This window comes from Arthrobacter sp. FW306-05-C, assembly GCF_021801725.1.
Classification (GTDB): Bacteria; Actinomycetota; Actinomycetes; order Actinomycetales; family Micrococcaceae; genus Arthrobacter.
This window is the reverse complement of record NZ_CP084556.1, coordinates 2,255,505-2,275,980: the sequence shown is the minus strand read 5'-3', so window position 1 is coordinate 2,275,980 and position 20,476 is coordinate 2,255,505. Positions and strand designations below refer to the sequence as shown.

Annotated in this window: 20 protein-coding genes; 9 read left to right on the top strand and 11 right to left on the bottom strand. The window is 64.8% G+C overall.

Annotated features, from left to right (window positions below):
• Positions 1-70: 70 nt before the first annotated feature.
• The gene (gene trpD / locus LFT44_RS10490) at positions 71-1,126 is read left to right on the top strand and encodes an anthranilate phosphoribosyltransferase (RefSeq protein WP_236798406.1); all 1,056 of its coding nucleotides are present in this window, start codon (positions 71-73) and stop codon (positions 1,124-1,126) included.
• Positions 1,127-1,138: 12 nt separating this feature from the next.
• On the opposite strand, the gene LFT44_RS10485 is transcribed toward trpD, so the two are convergent.
• The 6 genes from LFT44_RS10485 to LFT44_RS10460 all read right to left on the bottom strand — a co-directional run bounded on the left by LFT44_RS10485 (position 1,139) and on the right by LFT44_RS10460 (position 6,215).
• The gene (locus tag LFT44_RS10485) at positions 1,139-1,420 is read right to left on the bottom strand and encodes an Lrp/AsnC family transcriptional regulator (protein ID WP_043456257.1); all 282 of its coding nucleotides are present in this window, start codon (positions 1,418-1,420) and stop codon (positions 1,139-1,141) included.
• Between the two features lie 106 nt (positions 1,421-1,526).
• Positions 1,527-1,928, bottom strand: a complete 402-nt coding sequence (locus LFT44_RS10480; protein WP_236798405.1) for a DUF3054 domain-containing protein — start codon at positions 1,926-1,928, stop codon at positions 1,527-1,529.
• A gap of 10 nt (positions 1,929-1,938) precedes the next feature.
• The gene (locus tag LFT44_RS10475; protein WP_236798404.1) at positions 1,939-2,226 is read right to left on the bottom strand and encodes a hypothetical protein; all 288 of its coding nucleotides are present in this window, start codon (positions 2,224-2,226) and stop codon (positions 1,939-1,941) included.
• Between the two features lie 1,064 nt (positions 2,227-3,290).
• Complete coding sequence (locus LFT44_RS10470) at positions 3,291-4,808, bottom strand: recombinase XerD (protein WP_236798403.1); 1,518 nt, start codon at positions 4,806-4,808, stop codon at positions 3,291-3,293.
• Entirely contained in the window at positions 4,798-5,136 is a 339-nt protein-coding gene (locus tag LFT44_RS10465; RefSeq protein ID WP_236798402.1) for a helix-turn-helix domain-containing protein, read from the bottom strand. Before LFT44_RS10465 ends, LFT44_RS10470 begins: the two co-directional genes overlap by 11 nt.
• Positions 5,133-6,215, bottom strand: coding sequence for a tyrosine-type recombinase/integrase (locus LFT44_RS10460; RefSeq protein WP_236798401.1), 1,083 nt, complete (start codon positions 6,213-6,215; stop codon positions 5,133-5,135). The genes LFT44_RS10465 and LFT44_RS10460 overlap by 4 nt, the downstream gene beginning before the upstream one ends.
• 434 nt (positions 6,216-6,649) lie before the next feature.
• On the opposite strand from LFT44_RS10460, the gene LFT44_RS10455 reads away from it, so the two are divergent.
• The 3 genes from LFT44_RS10455 to LFT44_RS10445 are packed head-to-tail and all read left to right on the top strand — an operon-like array spanning position 6,650 to position 9,763.
• Entirely contained in the window at positions 6,650-7,903 is a 1,254-nt protein-coding gene (locus LFT44_RS10455; RefSeq protein WP_236798400.1) for a type III polyketide synthase, read from the top strand.
• A 16-nt stretch (positions 7,904-7,919) separates the two neighbouring features.
• Positions 7,920-8,615, top strand: a complete 696-nt coding sequence (locus LFT44_RS10450; RefSeq protein ID WP_236798399.1) for a class I SAM-dependent methyltransferase — start codon at positions 7,920-7,922, stop codon at positions 8,613-8,615.
• Between the two features lie 2 nt (positions 8,616-8,617).
• Complete coding sequence (locus LFT44_RS10445; protein WP_236798398.1) at positions 8,618-9,763, top strand: FAD-dependent oxidoreductase; 1,146 nt, start codon at positions 8,618-8,620, stop codon at positions 9,761-9,763.
• 28 nt (positions 9,764-9,791) lie between these two features.
• Here LFT44_RS10445 and LFT44_RS10440 read toward each other — a convergent pair whose 3' ends face one another.
• Positions 9,792-10,205 carry a nuclear transport factor 2 family protein gene (locus LFT44_RS10440; protein WP_236798397.1) on the bottom strand — a complete coding sequence of 138 codons (414 nt, stop codon included), beginning with the start codon at positions 10,203-10,205 and terminating at the stop codon, positions 9,792-9,794.
• A gap of 52 nt (positions 10,206-10,257) precedes the next feature.
• Here LFT44_RS10440 and LFT44_RS10435 point away from each other — a divergent pair, with 52 nt between their 5' ends.
• The 5 genes from LFT44_RS10435 (at position 10,258) to LFT44_RS10415 (ending at position 14,047) form a co-directional block, all read left to right on the top strand.
• Positions 10,258-10,938, top strand: a complete 681-nt coding sequence (locus tag LFT44_RS10435; RefSeq protein ID WP_236798396.1) for a peptide deformylase — start codon at positions 10,258-10,260, stop codon at positions 10,936-10,938.
• 67 nt (positions 10,939-11,005) lie between these two features.
• Positions 11,006-11,887 carry a putative RNA methyltransferase gene (locus LFT44_RS10430; protein ID WP_236798395.1) on the top strand — a complete coding sequence of 294 codons (882 nt, stop codon included), beginning with the start codon at positions 11,006-11,008 and terminating at the stop codon, positions 11,885-11,887.
• A 129-nt stretch (positions 11,888-12,016) separates the two neighbouring features.
• The gene (locus tag LFT44_RS10425) at positions 12,017-12,490 is read left to right on the top strand and encodes an NfeD family protein (RefSeq protein ID WP_236798394.1); all 474 of its coding nucleotides are present in this window, start codon (positions 12,017-12,019) and stop codon (positions 12,488-12,490) included.
• A gap of 22 nt (positions 12,491-12,512) precedes the next feature.
• Positions 12,513-13,457, top strand: coding sequence for an SPFH domain-containing protein (locus tag LFT44_RS10420; RefSeq protein ID WP_236798393.1), 945 nt, complete (start codon positions 12,513-12,515; stop codon positions 13,455-13,457).
• Between the two features lie 242 nt (positions 13,458-13,699).
• Entirely contained in the window at positions 13,700-14,047 is a 348-nt protein-coding gene (locus LFT44_RS10415; protein WP_026266052.1) for an RNA polymerase-binding protein RbpA, read from the top strand.
• A gap of 103 nt (positions 14,048-14,150) precedes the next feature.
• On the opposite strand, the gene LFT44_RS10410 is transcribed toward LFT44_RS10415, so the two are convergent.
• The 4 genes from LFT44_RS10410 to tatC all read right to left on the bottom strand — a co-directional run bounded on the left by LFT44_RS10410 (position 14,151) and on the right by tatC (position 20,442).
• Positions 14,151-14,894 (bottom strand): polyprenol monophosphomannose synthase, encoded by a 744-nt coding sequence (locus LFT44_RS10410; RefSeq protein ID WP_236798392.1) that lies wholly within the window; start codon positions 14,892-14,894, stop codon positions 14,151-14,153.
• 95 nt (positions 14,895-14,989) lie between these two features.
• Entirely contained in the window at positions 14,990-16,639 is a 1,650-nt protein-coding gene (locus LFT44_RS10405) for an amidohydrolase (protein WP_236798391.1), read from the bottom strand.
• A gap of 60 nt (positions 16,640-16,699) precedes the next feature.
• Positions 16,700-19,627 (bottom strand): DEAD/DEAH box helicase, encoded by a 2,928-nt coding sequence (locus LFT44_RS10400; RefSeq protein ID WP_236798390.1) that lies wholly within the window; start codon positions 19,625-19,627, stop codon positions 16,700-16,702.
• Positions 19,628-19,647: 20 nt separating this feature from the next.
• Positions 19,648-20,442, bottom strand: coding sequence for a twin-arginine translocase subunit TatC (tatC, locus tag LFT44_RS10395; RefSeq protein WP_236798389.1), 795 nt, complete (start codon positions 20,440-20,442; stop codon positions 19,648-19,650).
• Positions 20,443-20,476 lie beyond the last annotated feature (34 nt).

The following is a 20,476-nucleotide window of genomic DNA, read 5'->3' as shown; positions in this document are numbered from 1 at the left end:
AATTGGCCGGAAAAGTTCCCGGCACCGTTCACATTGGTCAGCGCCTGCCATCCCTCGATAGCATCAGCAGGTGACTTCACTGGCATCCGCAGCGTCCGGCAACACTTGGCCCCGCCTGATCTCCGCCCTTATCAAGGGGTCCGACCTCTCGGCGGAGAGCACCTCCTGGGCCATGGACACCATCATGTCCGGTGAAGCCACGCCTGCGCAGATCGCTGGATTCCTGGTGGCCCTCAGCGCCAAGGGTGAAACCGTGGATGAGCTTTCCGGCCTGGTCGAAGCGATGCTTTCCCATGCCAACCCGGTGGCAATCTCCGGCGAAAAGCTCGACATCGTCGGGACGGGTGGTGACCAACTTAACACCGTCAACATCTCCACCATGGCCGCGCTCGTCGCTGCCGGCGCCGGTGCAAAGGTGGTGAAGCACGGCAACCGGGCCGCGTCGTCGTCGTCCGGTTCTGCCGACGTGCTCGAAGCGCTGGGTGTCCGCCTTGACCTGTCCATTGCGCAGGTGGCGCGGAACGCTGAAGAGGCGGGGATCACGTTCTGTTTTGCCCAGGTGTTCCACCCCTCGTTCCGTCACACGGCCGTACCCCGCCGCGAGCTGGCAATACCTACGGCATTCAACTTCCTGGGGCCGTTGACCAACCCCGCGAACGTTCAGGCCTCGGCCGTCGGCGTCGCCAACGAGAGGATGGCGCCGCTCGTCGCGGGAGTCCTGGCCCGGCGGGGGAGCAGGGGGCTGGTGTTCCGTGGCAACGACGGGCTGGATGAGCTGACCACCACCGGTCCTTCCACGGTCTGGGAGATCCGGAATGGCGTCGTCACCGAGCTCCATTTCTCGCCCGAGGACCTCGGCATCAGCCTGGCTACCGTTGAACAGCTCCGCGGCGGCGATGCAGCTGCCAACGCGGGAGTCGTGCGGGACGTGCTTGCCGGCCAGGAGGGTCCTGCCAGGGACGCAGTGTTGGTGAATGCTGCGGCCGGCCTGGTTGCGTTCGACCTGGAAGCGGAGGGCCCGTTCCTGGACCGTATGCAGAAGGCGTTCGCCCGCGCAGCACAGTCCATTGATTCCGGTGCCGCCGCCGCCGTGCTGGACCGTTGGGTATCCCTGTCCCGCGCCTAGGGCGGCCAGGGCCTACTGTTCGAAGCCCAGGGAAAAGGCGGCGTCCAGATCGTGCTGCGAGTAGGCCCGGAACGCGATGTGAGTGGTGGTATGGACCACGGCGGGAACTTTGGAGAGGCGGTCGGCGATGACGTCCGCCAGATCCTCGTGCCGGTGCACGCGCGCCACCGCTATGAGGTCCCATTCCCCGGTGACCGAGTAAACCTCGCTGATGCCTTCGATGGCGGAGATCTCCTCCGCCGTCTCGGGAATGCGGGCGGCGTCAGTCTTGATCAGAACAAATGCGGTAACCACGTTTGTACCCCTTCAATCAGTTCCGCCGCGGCAGGGCCCGGCAGGTTTCTTCTCTGCTGCCAGCCTATTACACGGTCGGCGTTTCCCCGGCTGCCGCGTCCTGTACTTATCGACTGCGGAGCTTTCCAGCGCCGGTGATCAGCAGGCGGTAGCCCACCAGGAAAACGGCAAGCGCCAGCGTGGCCACGATGACGAAGGGAATCACGACTGTTTGGCCAGTGAGGGCGCGCAGGACCATGCCCCCTGCCAGGCTGCCCAGCCAGACGGGAACACCTGCCCCCAGGACGGATAAGGGCCTCCGCCATACCCTGGCAGCTGCCCAGCCCGCGGCTGCGCCGGCGAGGAAGGGCCATGCGGTGAGGAGCACGCCGAGGACCGGCTCCTCACGGTGGTGCGCGTCCCGGCCTATCGCGGCGAACGCGAGAATCAACACGATGTCAGCTGCTGCCGCCGCCAGGACTACTCTCGCGGAAGCTGTCTTGGCCGGCTTCGTTTTCAACGAACTCATGGTTTCGAGCTTAGCCGCCTGCAGAGAGGGTTGACGCGGGCACGTACATGCCCGGCGTCGGGATCGGCAGGGGACCGGCATCCTGTCGGCCGTTGCTGTCTGGCGGCGCTTCAACCTTGCGGACCAGCCAGCTTGCCTCCCACCGGAGCTGGTATCCGCCGCTTCCGTCCCACTCAACCAGGACGTCCGTCACGGTATAGGCGACGGCGGTCCCCGGGTGGGCCCGAACCGTGACCGGTGCGGGCTTCAGGAGGATGATGGGCCGTCCGGGTGCCTGCCGCAGCGCGTCCTCACGCATCAATGAACGGCACGCGTGGCAGGTGCTGACCGAATGTGTGCACGCTTGGGGTCGGGGAAGTTCCTGCATGGAGGCGTCCTTGTGAATGGAAGGAGGATGGTGCGCGGTCGCCGTCTGCATGAACAAGAGAGCGGCCCGGGGGACCGCTCCATCGCGCTGGCGGGCGACCGGCCGGCCTGCCGCCATGTCCAAAAGGTTAGGACGCCCGGCTGTAGCGCGCATGGGGAGGAACTACCCAACTTCCATGCGGGGGCTCCCCGTTTTGAGCGGCGTAGGGGATAGGGATGCAGTAGGGTCACAGCAGGAACCAAGGAGCCCAGCACTACTGGAGACACAGTGAACAAAGCCTTGTGGATATGCAGCCTGGTTGGTGCGGCCTTGGGCATCAGCCTTGGCCTGGCAATGTTTCAGTCGCCGTTCTGGGGCTTTGCATTGGGACTGGGACTTGGAGCCGTGGTGGGCGCTTCGATCCGGCGGCGTCACTGACCAGTATCAAAACCGGCCCGTTGGCCGGCCAGTCCCACCAGCCCACCAGCTATCCAGCAGAACAGGCTTGATAGCCGTGGCAGGAGGGGGATGCATGTCTCAGCCAGAGGCCAAGCCATCGAACTGCTTCATCAACGTTACTGGCACCTCTGCGTATCAAATGTGTGCATATTGTCGATGAGCAATGGCCCGCTGGCGCAGATCACTGAAGGGCGCTTTGAGGGCGTGGCGACGTCATTCATGCCGCCGGTTATGCTGAGCCATGAATTGGCCACGTTTCGTAGTACACGGGATTCTTGCAGTGGTTGCGGGTGTGATCGCCGCTGTCAGTGCTGGGGCGCTTTTTCCTGATCTTCCGCAGTGGGCGATGACCGTGATCGGCGGGGCAGTTACGGGCTTTTGCATGCCCGTTGCCGTTGGCCGGAGTCGTAATTCCAAAGGTCCCGAGAAGGACCCGCCTAAAGAAGAACTCGACGAAGATCGAGGCTAGACGCAGGCCCAACAATGACACTCCCTAAACGCCGTGGGCCATTGCGGCGAGGTACCCTGCACCGGAGTTGACGGGCGCCCTTGTTCTTTCAGGGTTCCGTCCGCCGGTCGACGTACCGGGACCATGCGTCTCCTGCGGCGTCTGCGTGGAGGAATGAGACTTGGTAGCTGTAGCCGAGTGCGTCGGCGACCAGTGGTGGCGGGGTGACGGAGAGGTGGTCGTCCAGGGCGGCGTTCCGTGCGCCGAGCAGGTCGAGTCCGAGGACGCGGAGTCTGTCCATGATGGTGTTCGGGTGGAGGTGTTGACCTGCCCTAATACCGGGGAATAGCCATTGGCTGTCCCGGTCTGATGCTGTTCGGAGGTTGGGGCGGTTCCGGAGGTGCTGCTTGAGGAGTTCCGTGAAGGGCTGCGGGACCGGAATGGGGTGTGTGCCAAAGGAGATTTTGATCGCGCCCGTGGTGTCGTTGATGCTGACCGCGTCGATACGGAGGCCGGCAACCCGGACCAGTGGCTGGGCGTAGAGGAGAAGCAGTACTCCGGCGACTCGGTAAGGCACGGATTCGCTGGTGCCGGTGAGCAGTTCCTTTAGCCAGGCAAGGCGTTGTTCCTGGGGGAGGGCGGGTCGGCTTTTGGCGGCGTAGTGGCCGATTTCGACACGCATGTTCGTGCCGGTCTTTTTCGCGAAGACGAAGAAGGTCCGGATGGCTTTCCTGGTTGTAGGCCCGGTTGTGAGCCAGGTGTCCACATCTTGCTGGGTGCAGGAGGCAGCGGTGCGTTGGTGGGTATTCCAGAGCCAGTCGAGGAACTTGATGGTTTCAGTGATCTCTTGTTTGGCGGAGTGCACCGGGCGCTGGGCCGGTTTGTCCGGCGTTACCGCGGCACGGATGCGGCGGAGGTGGTGCCACTTGGCGAAGTGCTCGACGGGTTTGGCAACTTCGGCCGCCAGGGGGCGCAGCTTGTCATCGATCCAGGCTTCGAAGCGACTCAGATAGGGGTCCTGGTGGGGGAGGAGCCCGTGATGCACGAGTAGCGCCCGGAGGTGGTCGGCTGCCCGTCCTGCCGTTTCGCGGTGACTGTCGAGGCCTTCGTGGGTCATGGGAGTCTGGCCGCTCGCGACGGAGGTAAGGAGCGTCTGGACTTTGGCGGAGCGTTTCCAGGTGATGATGCTTTCCGGTCGATCGGCCTGGCAGAGGACATCGATCAGGCGGTTTGCGGTTGTCGGATCGGCCGGGTTCGTTAGCAGCAGGGCGGTGAGGTCGTCCCGGAGTGCGCAGCGGGCGCAGATGCCGCGGCGGTAGAACTCACCTTCGTGTTTGCAGCGGGCGCAGTGGAAGTTGTGGAGGATGCCGGCGCACGGTGCGCACCGCGGTCCTCCATCCTTGGCGGGTGGGCCGGGGAGCAGTCTGTGCTGCTTGCAGTCGGGGCAGGTGCCGTGGGTGCGGGTCGCGACGGTGAAGCAGGGACCGCAGATCTTGCCTTCCGGCCAAGTCACCCTGGCTTTGCCGGCGCTGCGGCCGCAGCGGGCGCACTGGACGGAGCCGGTCGTGCGGGGCCGGCCGCGGGTGGTGCTGCGCGGCGTCAGTCCTCCAGGTAGATCAGTGGCCATCGTCGATGATGCGCGCCCGGCGCGGGCGGACGGTGCGGTTGAGGTCCACGACGTTGGGGGAGTTGCCGGTTCCGGTCTTGCGTGCCCGGACGTCGGCGGCGGTGACGGTAATGAGATCTTCTGGGCCGCAGGAGAAGATGTCGCAGATCGCCGCGATGACCTGGAGCGCTACCCGTTCGGGCTTCTGGTTGACGATTCGGTAAACCTGGGGCCGGGACAGGATGATTCCCCGTTCGGCGAGCAGGGGGATAAGGTCGGTGGTGTTGTGAAGCCCCCGGGCTGCCATCAGCTCGGAGAGTCGCCACGTATATTCGACTTGGCGCTTCATCGCTGACCTCCTGATTGTTTGCCCAGCGCGTCGTTCATGGTGCGGTCCAGGGACGCCCGCAGTGTGGTGTTGCGGAAGTCGTCGCTGACGAATTGGTAGATGCCGGTGGTGGAAGCGTACTCGTGGCCCATTTGATATTGCACAAACCTAGGATCCCATCCGGCTTCCAGCAGGTGGGTTGCATAGGAGCGCCGCAGCGAATGCAGGTCCAGCCCATCCGCAGGCATTCCCAGCTCATTCAGATACCGGCGGAGCCGCCGCAGAAGCGTGGACTCGATGATGAGACCACCGCGTTCGCTGGGGAAGAGATCGAGGCTGTTAAGGGTGCCGCGGCCGTTGGCGAGCCAATCCTCCAGGACGCCGGAGGTCCAGTCGAAGACCGTCAGGACGCTACGGGGTTTGGGTGGTGACGCTTTGCGGGACTTGCCGAACCTGACCTTGCAGACACCGAATCTCCCGAATTTGCGCGCTTGCTGGTTGGTCGCGAAGTCGATGGTCTGCAGGTGCCGCAGCTCGTTGAACCGGAGCCCGTAGGAGTACGCCACCTTGAGCATGACCGAGTCGCGAAAGGCCGCCTGCCAGCCCTTCTTGCCAGAGGCCTCAATGAGTTGAACCTCGTCGTCGGCATGGTCAAAAAGCCTCTGGAGTTCCTCTTTGGTATAGGCCCGCTTGGAGGGGCGGCCTTCAAATTCCTGCACATGCGGCGCGGTGTTCCACTCGTAGAAGACCTGGGCCGGATGGGTGCCAAAGCGCTGTTCGCAGACACGGTCCCAGCCATAATCGGGATTGGCGACATAGGACGTGAACTGGCGCAGCGCGGACTGATGGGCCCGCAGCGTCGAGTGGCCCACGTGCCGGATCGAGCGCAGATCCCCGAAATACTCCTCAACATGGGCCGGCGTCCAATGCCACGGAAATTCATTCACGTGGTCCACAAACCTGCGAACGTACCTGATGCGCTGGTCAATCGTGTCGAACTTCAGATTGCGAGACAACTGCTGGTTCCGCCAGCCATCGAGCATCTGGTCAAAAGTCTGCTGTTCGGGATGAAGCAGCTGGACGGAGCCCAGAAGGTGCACCCGCCCTGATCCATCGACTGCCATTTCGCCCCTCAAACCTGCGCCAAAATTTGAATCAATGTTTCATTAAATGCATCATCTCAGCAAATCCGCAGGTCAGAGGCACCTTTTGCGCCATTCGGCGGACAAGCCAGCCCCGCCCAGGCGTGGCTGGGAACATTGATTGGAGTCGGAGAAAACCCCGGAACACCACGGGTCAAGGCGTATCAAACGCGTGACGCGGAACTCCGCGGGAGAGGGCTTGAATGATTCATCTGATGAGATACGCAGAGTACTACTTGACATAATGTAGATTATCGGCGTTTTGGTAAGGACTCCGGGCGGAGTTGCCCAGCATGCATCCCTGGCCGCAAAACCGGCCTGAAAGAGGATGAAAGCGCTGGTCAGGACGCAGAGGCATTGTCTTTATCCAGGCGCCCGTCAAGAATGAATCAATGACGGTCTACGTGCGTTCACTCGAAACTGCAGTTCCGACGACAAAGCTGATCCAGTCCGAAGCCCGCGACGTGTTTGCGGCACAGCCGGGTTTGTCCCGATTGGGTTCGCGACTGGTCAACACGTGCTTTGATGGTGCAGCCATAGATACGAGGTTCACCGCCGTTGAGGAACTGACCACCACGGCCCGCTCCGAAAACCCGCAGTTCTATGACCAGGAATCCGGCCTGCTGCTGAACCCGAGCACCAAGGTCCGCAACGACATTTTCGCCCGCGAGGCCACAAAGCTGTTCGTCGAGGCTTCCCGCGCTGCCTTGGAAGCCGCCCCTGAACTCGATTTACTTGACATAACTCATCTGGTGACCGTTTCCTGCACCGGCTTTTTCAACCCTGGCCCTGACTATAAGGTTGTTCGCGAACTCGGCCTCAGTCCTGCTGTCCAGCGCTACCATCTGGGTTTCATGGGCTGTTACGCGGCGTTCCCCGCGCTCCGCGCGGCGAAGCTGTTCTGCGAGGCGGATCCCAATGCCGTCGTGCTGGTTGTCTGTGCTGAACTGTGCTCCCTGCACGTCCGGACCTCCAACAACCCGGACACCATCATGGGCTCGGCCCTCTTCGCTGATGGTGCGGCGGCCGCCGTCGTGACGGCCCGGCCAGGCGCCGAGGAAAGCGCGCTTCTGAAACTGGACCATTTCGAAACTGTCCTGACGCCGGTCGGCGAGGACTCCATGGCCTGGAATATCGGTGACAACGGCTTCGAGATGGTCCTGGGCAACTACGTGCCGCACATCATTGACGACCACATCGTGGATGCACTGGAACCGCTTTTAGCCAGGGAACCGGGGCTGGCGGCACTCCCCTACACCGCCATCCCCCACTGGGCCATCCATCCCGGCGGCCGCAGCATCCTGGATAAGGTGCAGTCCCGGCTCGGCCTCAGCGACACGCAACTGGTTCCCGCCCGGGAGACCCTGCGCAATTTCGGAAACATGAGCAGCGCCACCGTGCTGTTCGTCCTCAAACACATCCTGGAACAACCCCTCAAGGAAGAGGATGAACGGATCTGTTCCATGGCCTTTGGCCCGGGCCTGACGGTCGAAACGGGTTTGTTCACGAAGCTCCGGCAGCCCGCTGGCGGGTCGGCGAGCCCTGCCCAGGAGGACCCCGCACAAATAGACACTCCCCAGGAGGACGTTGCGGGGGAAGAAGCCCTGCTCAAGGACAACCGGGCCACCGAGGTCACGCTTGCCTGAGCCGACTTCCACAACCATGGACATCCTGCTTACCCGGCGCGCCATCGGCGATGTCGAGCAAATGGACCACCCCGACTGCGACCCCCGGCTCCTCGATAACACCTACCGGCAGTTCGGCATCATTAACAGGGCCCTGTCGGGCTGGCGTCGGCTCTACACCAGGGAGTTGCGCAGCCTGGAACGGCAGGGCCAGGCGCCGCTGACTGTCCTCGATGTCGGATGCGGCGGCGGCGACCTTGCGGTGATGCTGGCCCGCTGGGCAGCCCGGGACGGCATACCTATGCAGATCACCGGCATCGATCCCGATCCCCGCGCGGCCAGCTTTGCCCGGCGCCGGCCGCCCATACCGGGCGTTGAGTTCCGTCAGGCCCACAGTGCAGACCTCGTCAGGGAAGGTGCGGCATTCGATGTCGTGATTTCGAACCACATGCTGCACCACCTCGGAGCCAAAGAGCTACGGCATCTGTTGGCCGACTCCGAAATCCTGGCGTCAGGGAAAGCGCTGCACAACGACCTCGTTCGAAGCCCTACCGCCTTTGCCCTCTTCAGCGTTGCCGCACTCCCCTTCCGCCACTCCTTCATCCGCCAGGACGGCCTTACTTCCATCCGCCGGAGCTACCGGCCCGCCGAGTTGGCTGCGGCCGCTCCCCCGGGCTGGTCAGTGGAGCGCTCATCTGCCTTTCACCAGGTCCTGACCTACCGCAAGGGCTGACCATGGATGCCGAGGTTCTGATTGCAGGCGGTGGTCCCGTGGGCCTGTACATGGCTGCTGCGTTGCTGCAGGAAGGTGTCTCGGTCAAGGTTTTTGAACAGAGGCAGACGCGGAACCGGCATACCCGCGCCATCGGCATCCACCCTCCGGCGCTGGAGGCACTTGCCGGGGTTGGGGTGGCTGCCCCCATGGTGCAGGAGGGCGTCCCCATCAGGACCGGCCTGGCGGTCAGCGGCGGGAAGACCGTGGGGACCATGGAGTTCGGCGCCGTATCCAAGGATTTCCCTTTTGTGCTGGCGCTCCCGCAGTTCCGCACGGAGCAGCTTCTCGAAGAGCGCGTCACTGAGCTGGACTCCGGCGCGATCATCAGGGGCGCCAACGTCACCAGGGTCAGGGACGACGGCGGCAGGGTCACCGTTGAGGTCGAGTCCGGCGCAGCTGCCACGCGCCGCAGCGCCACGGCAGCGTTACTCGTGGTGGCTGACGGTGCCCGGTCCCGGCTGCGCAGCGCGTTGCAGGTGCCGGTGGCCGGCAGAACGTACCCGGACCACTACCTCATGGGGGATTTCGACGACGGCACGCACTACGGGAACAAAGCCGTCCTGTTCCTCGAACCGGAGGGAATCGTTGAATCCTTCCCGTTGCCCGGCGGCGTGCGCCGCTGGGTGGTCCGGCTGGGACAGCCCGCCGGACCGGCTGCAGGCCCGCACGACCTGGCCCAGTTGGTGCGACGGCGGACCGGGTTCCATCCTGATACGTCCTCGAATTCCATGCTGAGCGCCTTCAACGTGCGGTCCACCATTGCCCGCCGCACCGTCACGGGACGGGCGGTGCTGCTGGGAGATGCGGCGCACGAGATCAGCCCAATTGGAGGCCAGGGCATGAACCTGGGCTGGCTGGACGCCAGGGAGCTGCTGCCGGTGGTCTGCGCGGCCTTGGCAGGCAGGCCGACTGGCAGCCAGCTCAGGGAGTTCGAAAAGCGACGGCAGAAGGCAGCGGTCCTGGCCCGCCGACAGGCGGAAGTCAACATGATGCTCGGCAGGCCGCTGCCGTCACAGCTCCTGGGAATCCGCACCGCCGCCATTGCCGCGGCCGCGGCAATTCCGGCAGTGAACCGGTGGGCCGCCAGGCGCTTCACAATGCACTAGGCTCCCGGCGGGCACAAGCAGGCGGGGGTTACCGGAAATAGCAGTCGTAGCTGTCCTGGCTCACAATCACGCCACCGCTCACCTCAAAGACGGAGGCCGTCCTGGCGCGGATGGTCTCGCCGCGGTCCCAGTACCGCAGGTCCATCAGTACCGTGGCCGACCAGTCGGCCTCCACCGCCACCCGGCCGCCTTCACAGGTGGTCCTCCGCACAATGAACTTCTGGTCCTTCACCACCTGGCGGCTTTGGTCCGCGCCGGCAAGGACTCCAGCCAGTGCCCGGGTGGAGCCTTCAGGGGCCAGCAGATGGGGTGCCTCGGTCAGGACGAACGATTTCGACAGGAACGGCCTGATCTCCGCCGCGCCGCCGCCGGCCTCAAGGACCCGAATGAATTCCAGTACGTGCTCCAGCGGCGATGCCGCCGGGAGGGAATTGTCAGCCATGCAGTAGACCCTAACCGACAGGTCCCCGTGGTCCGGCCAGTAGGCTGTCCCCATGACCCAGACTGTTCCCCAAACAACTGCCGGTGCCGACGAGATCCGTGAGACCGTGGAGCGGATCCTGTCCGCCGAATCCCTTCCGCCCATCGTCCAGGCGGGCCACCCGGCACTGCGCCAACGCGCCGCCGAGTTCGACGGGCAATTGTCAGCGGACCAGTTGCACCGCTTGATCGGGATCATGCGCCAGGTCATGCACGAGGCCCCGGGTGTGGGCCTTGCCGCCCCGCAGCTGGGCATTCCCCTGCGGCTTGCCGTCCTGGAGGACCAGTTCAACGTTGATCCGGAAGCTGCAGCCCTGAGGAACCGGAGCCCACTGGAGTTCCTGGCCATCCTCAATCCCCGGTACACGCCCCGGGGGGAAGGACTCGCGTCGTTCTATGAGGGGTGTCTTTCCCTGAACGGGCTCCAGGCCGTAGTGGCCCGCCCGGAGGCTGTGCTCCTGGAGTATCTGAGGCCCGACGGCGTGCCGGAGCACCGGGAGTTTTTCGGGTGGCAGGCGCGCATCGTTCAGCATGAAACGGACCACCTAAACGGCATCCTGTACATAGACCGGGCCCAGCTACGGTCCCTGAGCAGCAACGCCGAGTACGCGGCGCACTGGGCGGAGGCCGGCATCGGCAGGGCACAGGATGGTTTGGGGTTCGACGCCGGTCCGGCCGGCATTTCCGCCGGCTGATTCCAGCTGCCACGTACGCAAGGCGGCGGGCACGGACTGCGGGCCCGGCAGCCCTAAGATTGGTCCCATGCCTTCCGCGGATGTCCTTCTCCTCTGTCCTGTCTGCTCAGCTCCGCTCGAGCACCAGGAAGCGAAGGGTGGCCGCCATCCGCGCCTGGCCTGTCCCAACGGCCACAGCTTCGACGCCGCCCGCCAGGGCTACTTCAACCTCCTGGTGGGCAAGGGCTCACCCTTCGAGCCGGACAGTGCGGCCATGGTGGCGTCACGTTTCAACTTCCTGGGGGACGGCCACTACCGGCCGATGGCGCAGGCGCTTGCCGCCGCCGTCGTGCCCAACCTGCCGGCGGCAGGTGCCGTCGTGCTGGACTCCGGAACGGGGACCGGGCACTATCTGCGCGAAATCCTCGACGCGGCGGCTGCGGCCGGGCGCCAGGCGTCCGCCATCGGCCTGGACATCTCCAAATTCGCCCTCCGGCGCGCCGCCCGGCTCAATCCTGAAACGGTCAACCTGGTGTGGGACATCTGGCAGCCCTTTCCGGTGGAAAGCAACTCGGTAGACGCGGTTACCGTGGTTTTTGCCCCACGGAACCCCGCGGAATTCGCCCGGGTCCTGCGCCCCACGGGCGTGCTGGTGGTGGTGACACCGCGCAGCGGACATCTCGCGGAGCTCGCCGAGGTGACCGGGATGCTGGGAATCGAAGAAGGCAAGGACGAACGGCTGGCCGTGGCAATGGCCGGCCATTTCGAGGCGGAAAGCACCCTCGACGTCGACGTCGCGCTGGAGCTTAGCCGCACGGCAGCCGCGGACCTGGCGTTCATGGGGCCTGCCGGCCATCATCTGGACCGGGACCGGCTTGCGGCCCGGCTCGAAGATGTCCCCGAGCCTTTGGCAGCACAGGCGAAGTTCAGGCTTTTCGTCTTCCGGCCCGCCACCCGGGATGCCCCGTAACGACTTGGCCACTATCCCCCGGCAGCCTCCATGATCGGGCCCACACCGCAGGGCCGCGGACTAGGATGAAAAGACAGTTGCTGGCGGGTCCGCGGACGCGGTTCCCCCGTGACGAAGGGGGAAACAGGGATGTTCGAATGGCTTGGGGAAAACTGGTGGGCCGTCTGGCTCACAGCCTTCCTGGCGTTTGCCGTGATCGAGATGATCACCCTTGACCTGTTTTTCATTATGCTCGGCGGCGGTTCACTCGCCGCACTGGTGGCCGATTTCGCCGGCGCCGATCCCTGGCTGCAGGTGGTCATCTTCTGCATCGTGTCCCTGCTCATGGTTGCCTTTGTCCGCCCGGTGGCGCTCTCGCACCTGAAGAAGGGCCCGTCCGAACAGCGGACCAACGTGGACCGGCTCATTGGCGAACCGGCCGTGGTGATGGAAGCAGTCACCTCCGACGGCGGCCTGGTGAAAATCGGCGGTGATATTTGGAGCGCCCGCTCCGCCGCGGGAGTCCTTCCTGCGGGCCAGAAGGTGGTCGTGGCGGCTATCGATGGCGCAACAGCAGTGGTTTCGGTACCGCCTACGGCGGCCACCGGACCTGATACAACCTGACAATTGGGGAACAAGGAGTTGTATGAATAACGCAGGCGGAACCGCGCTGGCCATCGTGCTGGTGGTTCTGATCGTCTTTGTCATCATAGTTTTGGTCCGGGCCGTCCGGATCATTCCGCAGGCACGCGCCGGCGTCGTTGAACGGCTTGGCAAGTACCAGCGGACGCTGAACCCGGGACTGACGATCCTGATTCCGTTCGTGGACCGGCTCCTGCCGCTCCTGGACCTGCGCGAACAGGTGGTGTCCTTCCCGCCGCAGCCGGTCATCACCGAAGACAACCTGGTGGTTTCCATCGATACGGTGGTGTACTTCCAGGTGACGGACCCCCGGGCTGCCACCTATGAGATCGCCAATTACATCCAGGCCGTGGAACAGCTCACCACCACCACGCTGCGCAATGTTGTGGGCGGACTCAACCTTGAGGAAGCCCTCACGTCCCGCGACCAGATCAACGGGCAGTTGCGCGGCGTCCTGGACGAAGCAACCGGCCGTTGGGGCATCCGCGTCTCACGGGTGGAACTGAAGGCCATCGACCCGCCGCACTCCATCCAGGATTCCATGGAGAAGCAGATGCGCGCGGAACGTGACCGTCGAGCCGCCATTCTCACCGCGGAGGGAACCAAGCAGTCCGCCATCCTGACGGCAGAGGGCCAGCGCCAGGCTGCGATCCTCAAAGCCGAAGGCGAGGCCAAAGCCGCAATCCTCCGCGCCGACGGCGAGTCGCAGGCAATCCAGAAGGTCTTCGACGCGATCCACAAAGGTAACCCGGACCAGAAACTGCTGGCCTACCAGTACCTCCAGACGCTCCCCAAACTGGCTGAGGGATCCGCCAACAAACTTTGGATCATCCCGAGCGAGGTCGGGGAAGCATTGAAGGGCATCGGCAGCGCCATCGGCGGCGCCAACGCGGAAGCCACCGCTTCCGGGCTCTTCGAGCAAGCGCCTGTCGACCGGAGCCAGCCCTAACACGACAGGGAAACAGGGAGGGTTCCGCGGCAGAACCGCGGAACCCTCCCTGTTTGGTCCTGACCGATTAACACCCGTATAATTGGGTATTTGTCCGGCAGGAGTATACCGGCTGGAACAACCAAGCTTCGCAATGCGTTGAATCCTATGATGCAGCACAGTGCACACAGTAGTCCGGCGGTGCTACGGCGCCACCGGCTAGCGCGGAGATCTAATCCGCGAACCGACCAGAGGGAGAAAACATGAGCGATCGCAGCCTGCGGGGCATGCGCCTTGGTGCGCAGAGCATGGAGACCGAGTCCGGAGTTGAGCCGGCTCCGCGCCAGCGGGTTGAATACCGTTGCGCGGATGGCGAGCAGGTCTTCGTCACGTTCTCCTCCGAGGCGGAAATTCCTCCGGTGTGGGTCTCCAAGACCGGCAAGGAAGCGCTCCTGGTTGACGGCGAAAAGCCGGACACCAGCAACGACAAGGCAGTGCGCACCCACTGGGACATGCTGCTGGAACGACGTTCCCTGCCTGAACTCGAACAGATCCTCGAGGACCGCCTGACCATCCTTCGCGAACGCCGCGGAGAGCGCCGCTCGGCCTAAGGCCAGCCGCAAAAAAATGGGGCAGCCCCGCACTTTGGTGCGGGGCCGCCCCTTTTTTTTTTGCGTATTCCGTCCCCTGCAGGGGTTTAGCCCGCCAGCAGAATCAGGCCTGCTTGTTCTTCAGCTTGCCTGCCAGGGTGTTCCATCGGGCAGCCAAACCCCACCTGGTGACATTGATCATGGCTTCGACGACGATGTTGCCGCTCATTTTCGATGCACCCAGCTCGCGTTCAACGAAGGTGATGGGGCGTTCCTCGATGCGCAGGCCCAGCTTCGCCACGCGCCAGGCCAGGTCCACCTGGAAGCCATAGCCCACCGAGTCCACCTGGTCCAGGTTGAGCTTCTCCAGGGTCGTCCTGCGGAATGCCCGGAAGCCTCCGGTCACATCCTTGATCGGCAGGCCGAGCATCAGGCGGGCATAGGTGCTGCCCACCCGCGAGATCGCCTGGCGATACAGGGGCCAGTTCACCACGCTGCCGCCGGGAACCCAGCGCGAGCCCATGGCCAGGTCTGCGCCCTGGTCCACCGCTTCAATCAGTTGGGGAAGCTGTTCGGGCTGGTGGGAACCGTCTGCGTCCATTTCAACCAGGACGTCGTACCCGGCCTCCAGCCCCCACTTGAAGCCGGCAATGTAGGCCGCGCCCAGGCCTTCCTTGCCCTTGCGGTGCAGGACATGGACCTGGGAATCCTCGGCGGCGAAGCCGTCGGCAAGTTGCCCGGTGCCGTCAGGGCTGTTGTCATCAACCACCAGCACGTCCGACGCCGGAACAGCCTTCCGAAGGCGCTGGAGCGTCTTGGGCAGCGATTCCAGTTCGTTGTAGGTGGGAATGATCGTAAGGACGCGCACAAAGGGCCTTTCCTGGTGGAAGTGGTCGGTGCACCTGATACCGGCCTTGCCGGCGCCGGGCGCAACTCCCCATTATAGGGCGGACGGTTCCCGGGTCAGGAACGCAGTGCCGGGCTGGCGAACAGTTCGGCGCCGTTTTTGACGGTCTGCAGGCATACCGGGTCCGAGCCCGTGTCCAGGGCCGGCAGCAGGGGGGTCCGGGCGCGCGGATCTGTGCTCCATGACTGCACCCGTCCGTCGGCCACCTGGACCATCAGTTCCTCCACCTCCCAGACGGCAAAACTGGCAGGAGCTCCGGGAACCAGCTGCCCAGCCATGGGGTTTGCGTGCCGGGCAGCCCTCCAGCCGGCGCGGGTATGACCCAGGAACGCTGCCCGTGCGGAAATTCGCTCTGCGCTGTTGTGATGTTCCACGCAAGCGCGCACGCTGGCCCACGGACGGAGGGGGGTGACGGGACTGTCACTGCCAAAGCAAACGGGGACCCCTGCGGAGTAGAAGGCGGCGAACGGATTCATGGACCGGCTGCGCTCCCCCACCCGCCTCTCGTAAAGTCCGCCTGGGCCGCCCCAGGCTGCATCGAAGGCCGGCTGGGCGCTGACCGTCACGGAGTAGTGGGCCAGCTTGGCCACGGCAGCCGCATCAGCCATCTCCACATGCTCAAACCGGTGGCCGGCTGCACGCACCCGCTGCTCCCCCACTTCCCTGGCCGCCAGGTCCAGCGCTTCCAGGGCAGCGTCAAGCCCGGCATCCCCGATCACGTGGAACCCGCCCTGGATCCCGGCAAGGGAACATGCGGCAAGGTGGGCTGCCGCCTGGTCCACGCTGAGGTACAGCGCGCCGCGCTCCTGGGCAGCATCGCTGTAGCCCGCCCGCAGCGCGGCAGTGCGGGAACCCAGTGAACCGTCAATGTTGAGGTCGCCGGCAAGGCCGCGGATGCGTCCTTCGAACTGCCCAACGAGAACGCGGGCCTGCTCCTCGGACGAAACCAGCTCGCCCCAATACGGCAATACTTCGGGAAACTGCGCGCCGCCGTCCGCACCACCGTTCCAAGCGGCAGCAAGCTTGAGATCATCGGCGCCGCCAATATGCGGCGCCCCCATCTCTGCCACGGCAACGTAGCCGTTGGCCGCCGCCTCCATCAGGGCACGCTCCTGGTGCCGCTTCAATGACTCCTGTGGCAGCTGGCGCGTTGCCAGTCGTGCCGCTTCGTGTGCCGCCCGCGTTACCCGGGCTCCGCCGTCGTACCCGTCCTTGCCGCGCAGGTCCGCTGACCGTGCCAGCGACGTCGAAACCAACGCCGAATGCACGTCCACCCGCGAGAGGTACACCGGACGACCGTCCGCTGCGCGCTCCAGTTCCTCGGCGCTGGGCAGGGTGGAGTCCGCCCAGGTGGTCTCGTCCCAACCGTGGCCGAGCACGGGCCCGTCACCGCCGGCGGCGGCAACTGCGTCCAGCAGGGCGCGGGCAGAGGCTACGGACCCCAGCTGCAGTGACTCCAGGGCAATGCCGGTTTCGGTCAGGTGCATGTGGGAATCGACGAATCCGGGGGCTACCAGGGCGCCATGGAGGTCGATGACCTCCATGGAACTGTCGGCAATGGATGATGCCGCCTGCTCTGAACCGACCCAGGCAACGGTGTCGCCGTCCACCAGCATGGCCGTAGCGAAGGGGTCCGCCGCGGTGTAGACGGACCCGTTCCGGTACAGCACCGGGGTGGGACGGGACGTGGCTTCAGGGTTGGGCATGGCGGAAAGGACTCCTGGGTATGGGCAGGCCGGCAGCGGTCGGCAGCGGTGAAAGCGGGACTAGAGAACGGACGAGTACGCCACGACGCCGCGGCGGATGAGGTTGATGGCTTCGGCGCAAAGCCGTGCCAGCCGCGGATCAAGGCCGGGAATTTTTGCCAGCTGGTCCAGGAGGTCCACCACCTGTTTGACCCAGCGGACAAAGTCGCCGGCCGCAAGGTCCGTGCCGCTCAGGACATCCTGCAGGTGCCGGCCGCGGGCCCACTTGTAGAGAGGCCAGACCAGGCCCAGTTCAGGCTCGCCCGTCAGCGGAAGCTTGTTCTCCTCTTCCACGTCTTCAAGGACGGACCATTCCCTGACCACGATGTCCACAGAAGTTTCCAGGGAGACACTGGGCATGCGCGGCCGCAGGCCCCGGTCTTCGCGTTTGGCCTGGTAGACCAACACGCTGGCCAGGGCAGCAACTTCTGCGGCGTCCAGGTCATCGAACGCGCCCAGCCGCAGCGACTGTGAGATCAGCAGGTCCTTCTCGCCGTAGATTCGGCGCAGCCGCTGGCCGTCCGCGCTGATGTTCAAGCGGCCATCGCCGGCGTCCTCCAGATATCCATAGGCGGACAGGACGTCGCACACCCGGTCAAAGGTTTTAGCGATGGTGTTGGTGCGGCCCTGGATCTGGCGGACCAGGCCGTCCGTTTCGCGCCGCAGCTTCCACCAGCGCTCCGACCACCGCGCGTGGTCTTCCCGTTCGCTGCATCCATGGCAGGGGTGTGCCTTCAAGGCCCGGCGCAGGGCCGCGATGCGCTTCTCCTGGTTGGGAAAGGCGGCGCCACGGCCGAAATCGTGGTTGCGGTTCTGGCCGGGAGCGGGCGGCCGGTTTTCCCGCAGCGCGTTCCGGACGGAGGACGCAAGATCGCGCCGTGACTTGGGCACCTTTGCATTGAAGGACTTCGGGATCCGGATGCGGGTCACCGGGGCGATGGGACCTTCCAGGTCATCCGTACCGATTCGTCGCAGCTGGTTGTCCAGCGTAAGAACGGCAGGCCGCGGTTCGCGGCTGCCGTGGTCGGAGCTGAGTACGACGGCGGGCCCAGGGGCGCGTCCGCCGGGAACATTGACCACGTCCCCCGGCAGGAGACGGGCAAGGGAGTCGCCACTGAGTGACTTCTGGACCCGTGACTTGGTCCGGGAGGTGGCACTCTCGGCGTCGGATAGTTCCCTGCGCAGCCGGGCATACTCCGTGAAGTCGCCCAGGTGGCAGGTCATGGACTTGGCGTAGCCTGCCAGGGATTCCTCACGGCTGCGTACCTGCCTGGCCAGGCCCACCACGGAGCGGTCGGCCTGGAACTGGGCAAAGGAGGATTCCAGGATTTCACGGGCACGGGACCGGCCAAACTGTGCCAGGAGATTGATGCTCATGTTGTAGGTGGGCCGGAAACTGGAGTTCAGCGGATAGGTGCGCCGGGACGCCAGGCCCGCCACCGCCGTCGGGTCCGTTCCTGGCTGCCAGAGCACCACCGCGTGGCCCTCAATGTCGATCCCGCGGCGGCCCGCCCGTCCGGTCAGCTGGGTGTATTCACCTGCCGTGATGTCCACGTGGGCTTCGCCGTTGAACTTGTCCAGCTTTTCCAGCACCACGGAACGGGCCGGCATGTTGACGCCCAGGGCAAGGGTTTCCGTGGCGAAGACAGCCTTCACCAGCCCGTCGGCGAAGAGCTTCTCCACTACCTCCTTGAAGGTGGGCAGCATGCCTGCGTGGTGGGCGGCAAAACCGCGGACCAGGCCGTCCCGCCAGGTCCAGAAGCCCAGGACGTCGAGGTCGTCCGGCGGGATGTCCTGCCCGGCCTCATCGACGCGCTGGGCGATGATCCGCTGCTCCCTTTCGGTGGTGAGCCACAGTCCGGAACCGACACACTGCGCCACTGCTGCCTCGCAGCCGGCGCGGGAAAAGATGAAGGTGATGGCAGGCAGCAGGTCCATCCGGTCCAGGCTCGCGATAACCTGCGGGCGGCTGGCCGGACGCACTCCCCTGGGCTCTCCGCCCCGGCCCAAGCGGTCGTTTCCGCGCCGGCCGCGCTGCCCGCGGCCCCCGGGCCCGGGGCGGCTTCGGTAACTCTGCTGGGTTTCGCTTTGCGCCACTGTCAACAGGTCCGGGTTGACGTCGAAGCCGCGCCCCGTGGCGTTGTCCGGAGATTTGCCGGGCTTGGCCGCTTGCCGGTCCTCATCCTCCTCAACGGGCGGGGCGATCTCGTCAAAGGTGGTTTCCCCGGCGAACAGGTCCATGATTTGCCGGCCCACCATGACGTGCTGCCACAGCGGTACCGGCCGGTGTTCGGAAACGATGATGTCGGTGTCACCGCGGACGGTGTCCAGCCAGGCGCCGAATTCCTCGGCATTCGAGACCGTGGCACTGAGCGAAGCGACCTGCACCTCGGTGGGCAGGTGGATGATGACTTCCTCCCAGACTGCACCGCGGAACCGGTCGGCAAGGTAGTGGACTTCATCCATGACCACGTAGCCAAGGTCGTCCAGCGTCGCCGACTCCGCGTAGAGCATGTTCCGCAGGACTTCTGTGGTCATGACCACCACCTGGGCATCACCGTTGATGCTGGTGTCACCGGTCAGGAGGCCCACGTTGTCGGCACCGTACTTTTCGGTGAGTTCGCTGAACTTCTGGTTGCTGAGGGCCTTGATGGGCGTGGTGTAGAACGCCTTCAGCCCGCGCTGCAAGGCGAGGTAGATGGCGAACTCCCCCACGATGGTCTTGCCGGCACCGGTGGGGGCAGCCACCAGGACTCCCCTGCCCTCCTGCAGGGAACGGCATGCCTGCTTTTGGAAGTCATCCAGCTCAAAATCCAGGGTCCCGCTGAAGGCTCCCAGGGGTGTGGCGGCGTAGGCCCTGCGTTCGGCGCTTGCGCGGTAGCGCTCGGCGGGAGACAGTTCTTCAGGATCGACGGGGCCGGTGGAGAAGGGTCCGGTGGTGGAGGACATACCCCAAGCCTAACGGCAGCCTAGAGCTTCTTGAGTTCGCTGCTGGGGGTGGCGATATCTGCGGTGGCTTCGGTCTCCTCGACCTGCCGGGCCTGGCGGCGGTCGCGTCGCTTGTCATTCATGATGCAGATGCCGATTGCTGCGAAGAACAGCGCCAGCAGCGGGACGGCGAGCATGAACATCGATATCGCATCCGCACCCGGCGCGGCGATCGCAGCCAGGACAAAGACCAGGAACACCGTGATGCGCCACGCTTTGAGGATGGTGTGGCCGGACACGATGCCCGCCATGTTGACGCCGACCAGCACCACGGGCACCAGGAAGGCCAGGCCCAGCATCAGCACCATGCGGGTGACGAATTCGATGTAGGTCCTGGCATCGATGACGCTGGAGGAACCTTCAGGGGTGAACTGGGTCAGCGCGTGGACCACCTGGGGAACCACGAGCCAGCCTACCCAGATTCCGGCGAGGAACAGCGGGATGGCCGCGGCCATGTAGCCCAGGGTGTAGCGCCGCTCCTTGAATGTCAGCCCGGGCGTGATGAACGCCCAGAGCTGGTAAATCCAGATGGGGCTGGAGATGACAGCCCCAATAAGGAGCGACATCTGCAGCTTGAAGTCAAAGGGCGACGCGATGGTTCCGAAGTTGATGGCAGCAAGGCCGCCGGTCTCATTCGAAATCCGGTTCACAGGCTCAGCGAGGGCCTTCAGCAGCGGATCGTAAAGTATCCAGCCCCCAATGCCGCCGATGACGACGCCGATTGCCGACTTAATCAGCCGGTTCTTCAGCTCCTTGAGGTGTTCCCAAAGGGACATCCGCCCCTCGGGATTGGCTTTACGGGCCCGCGAC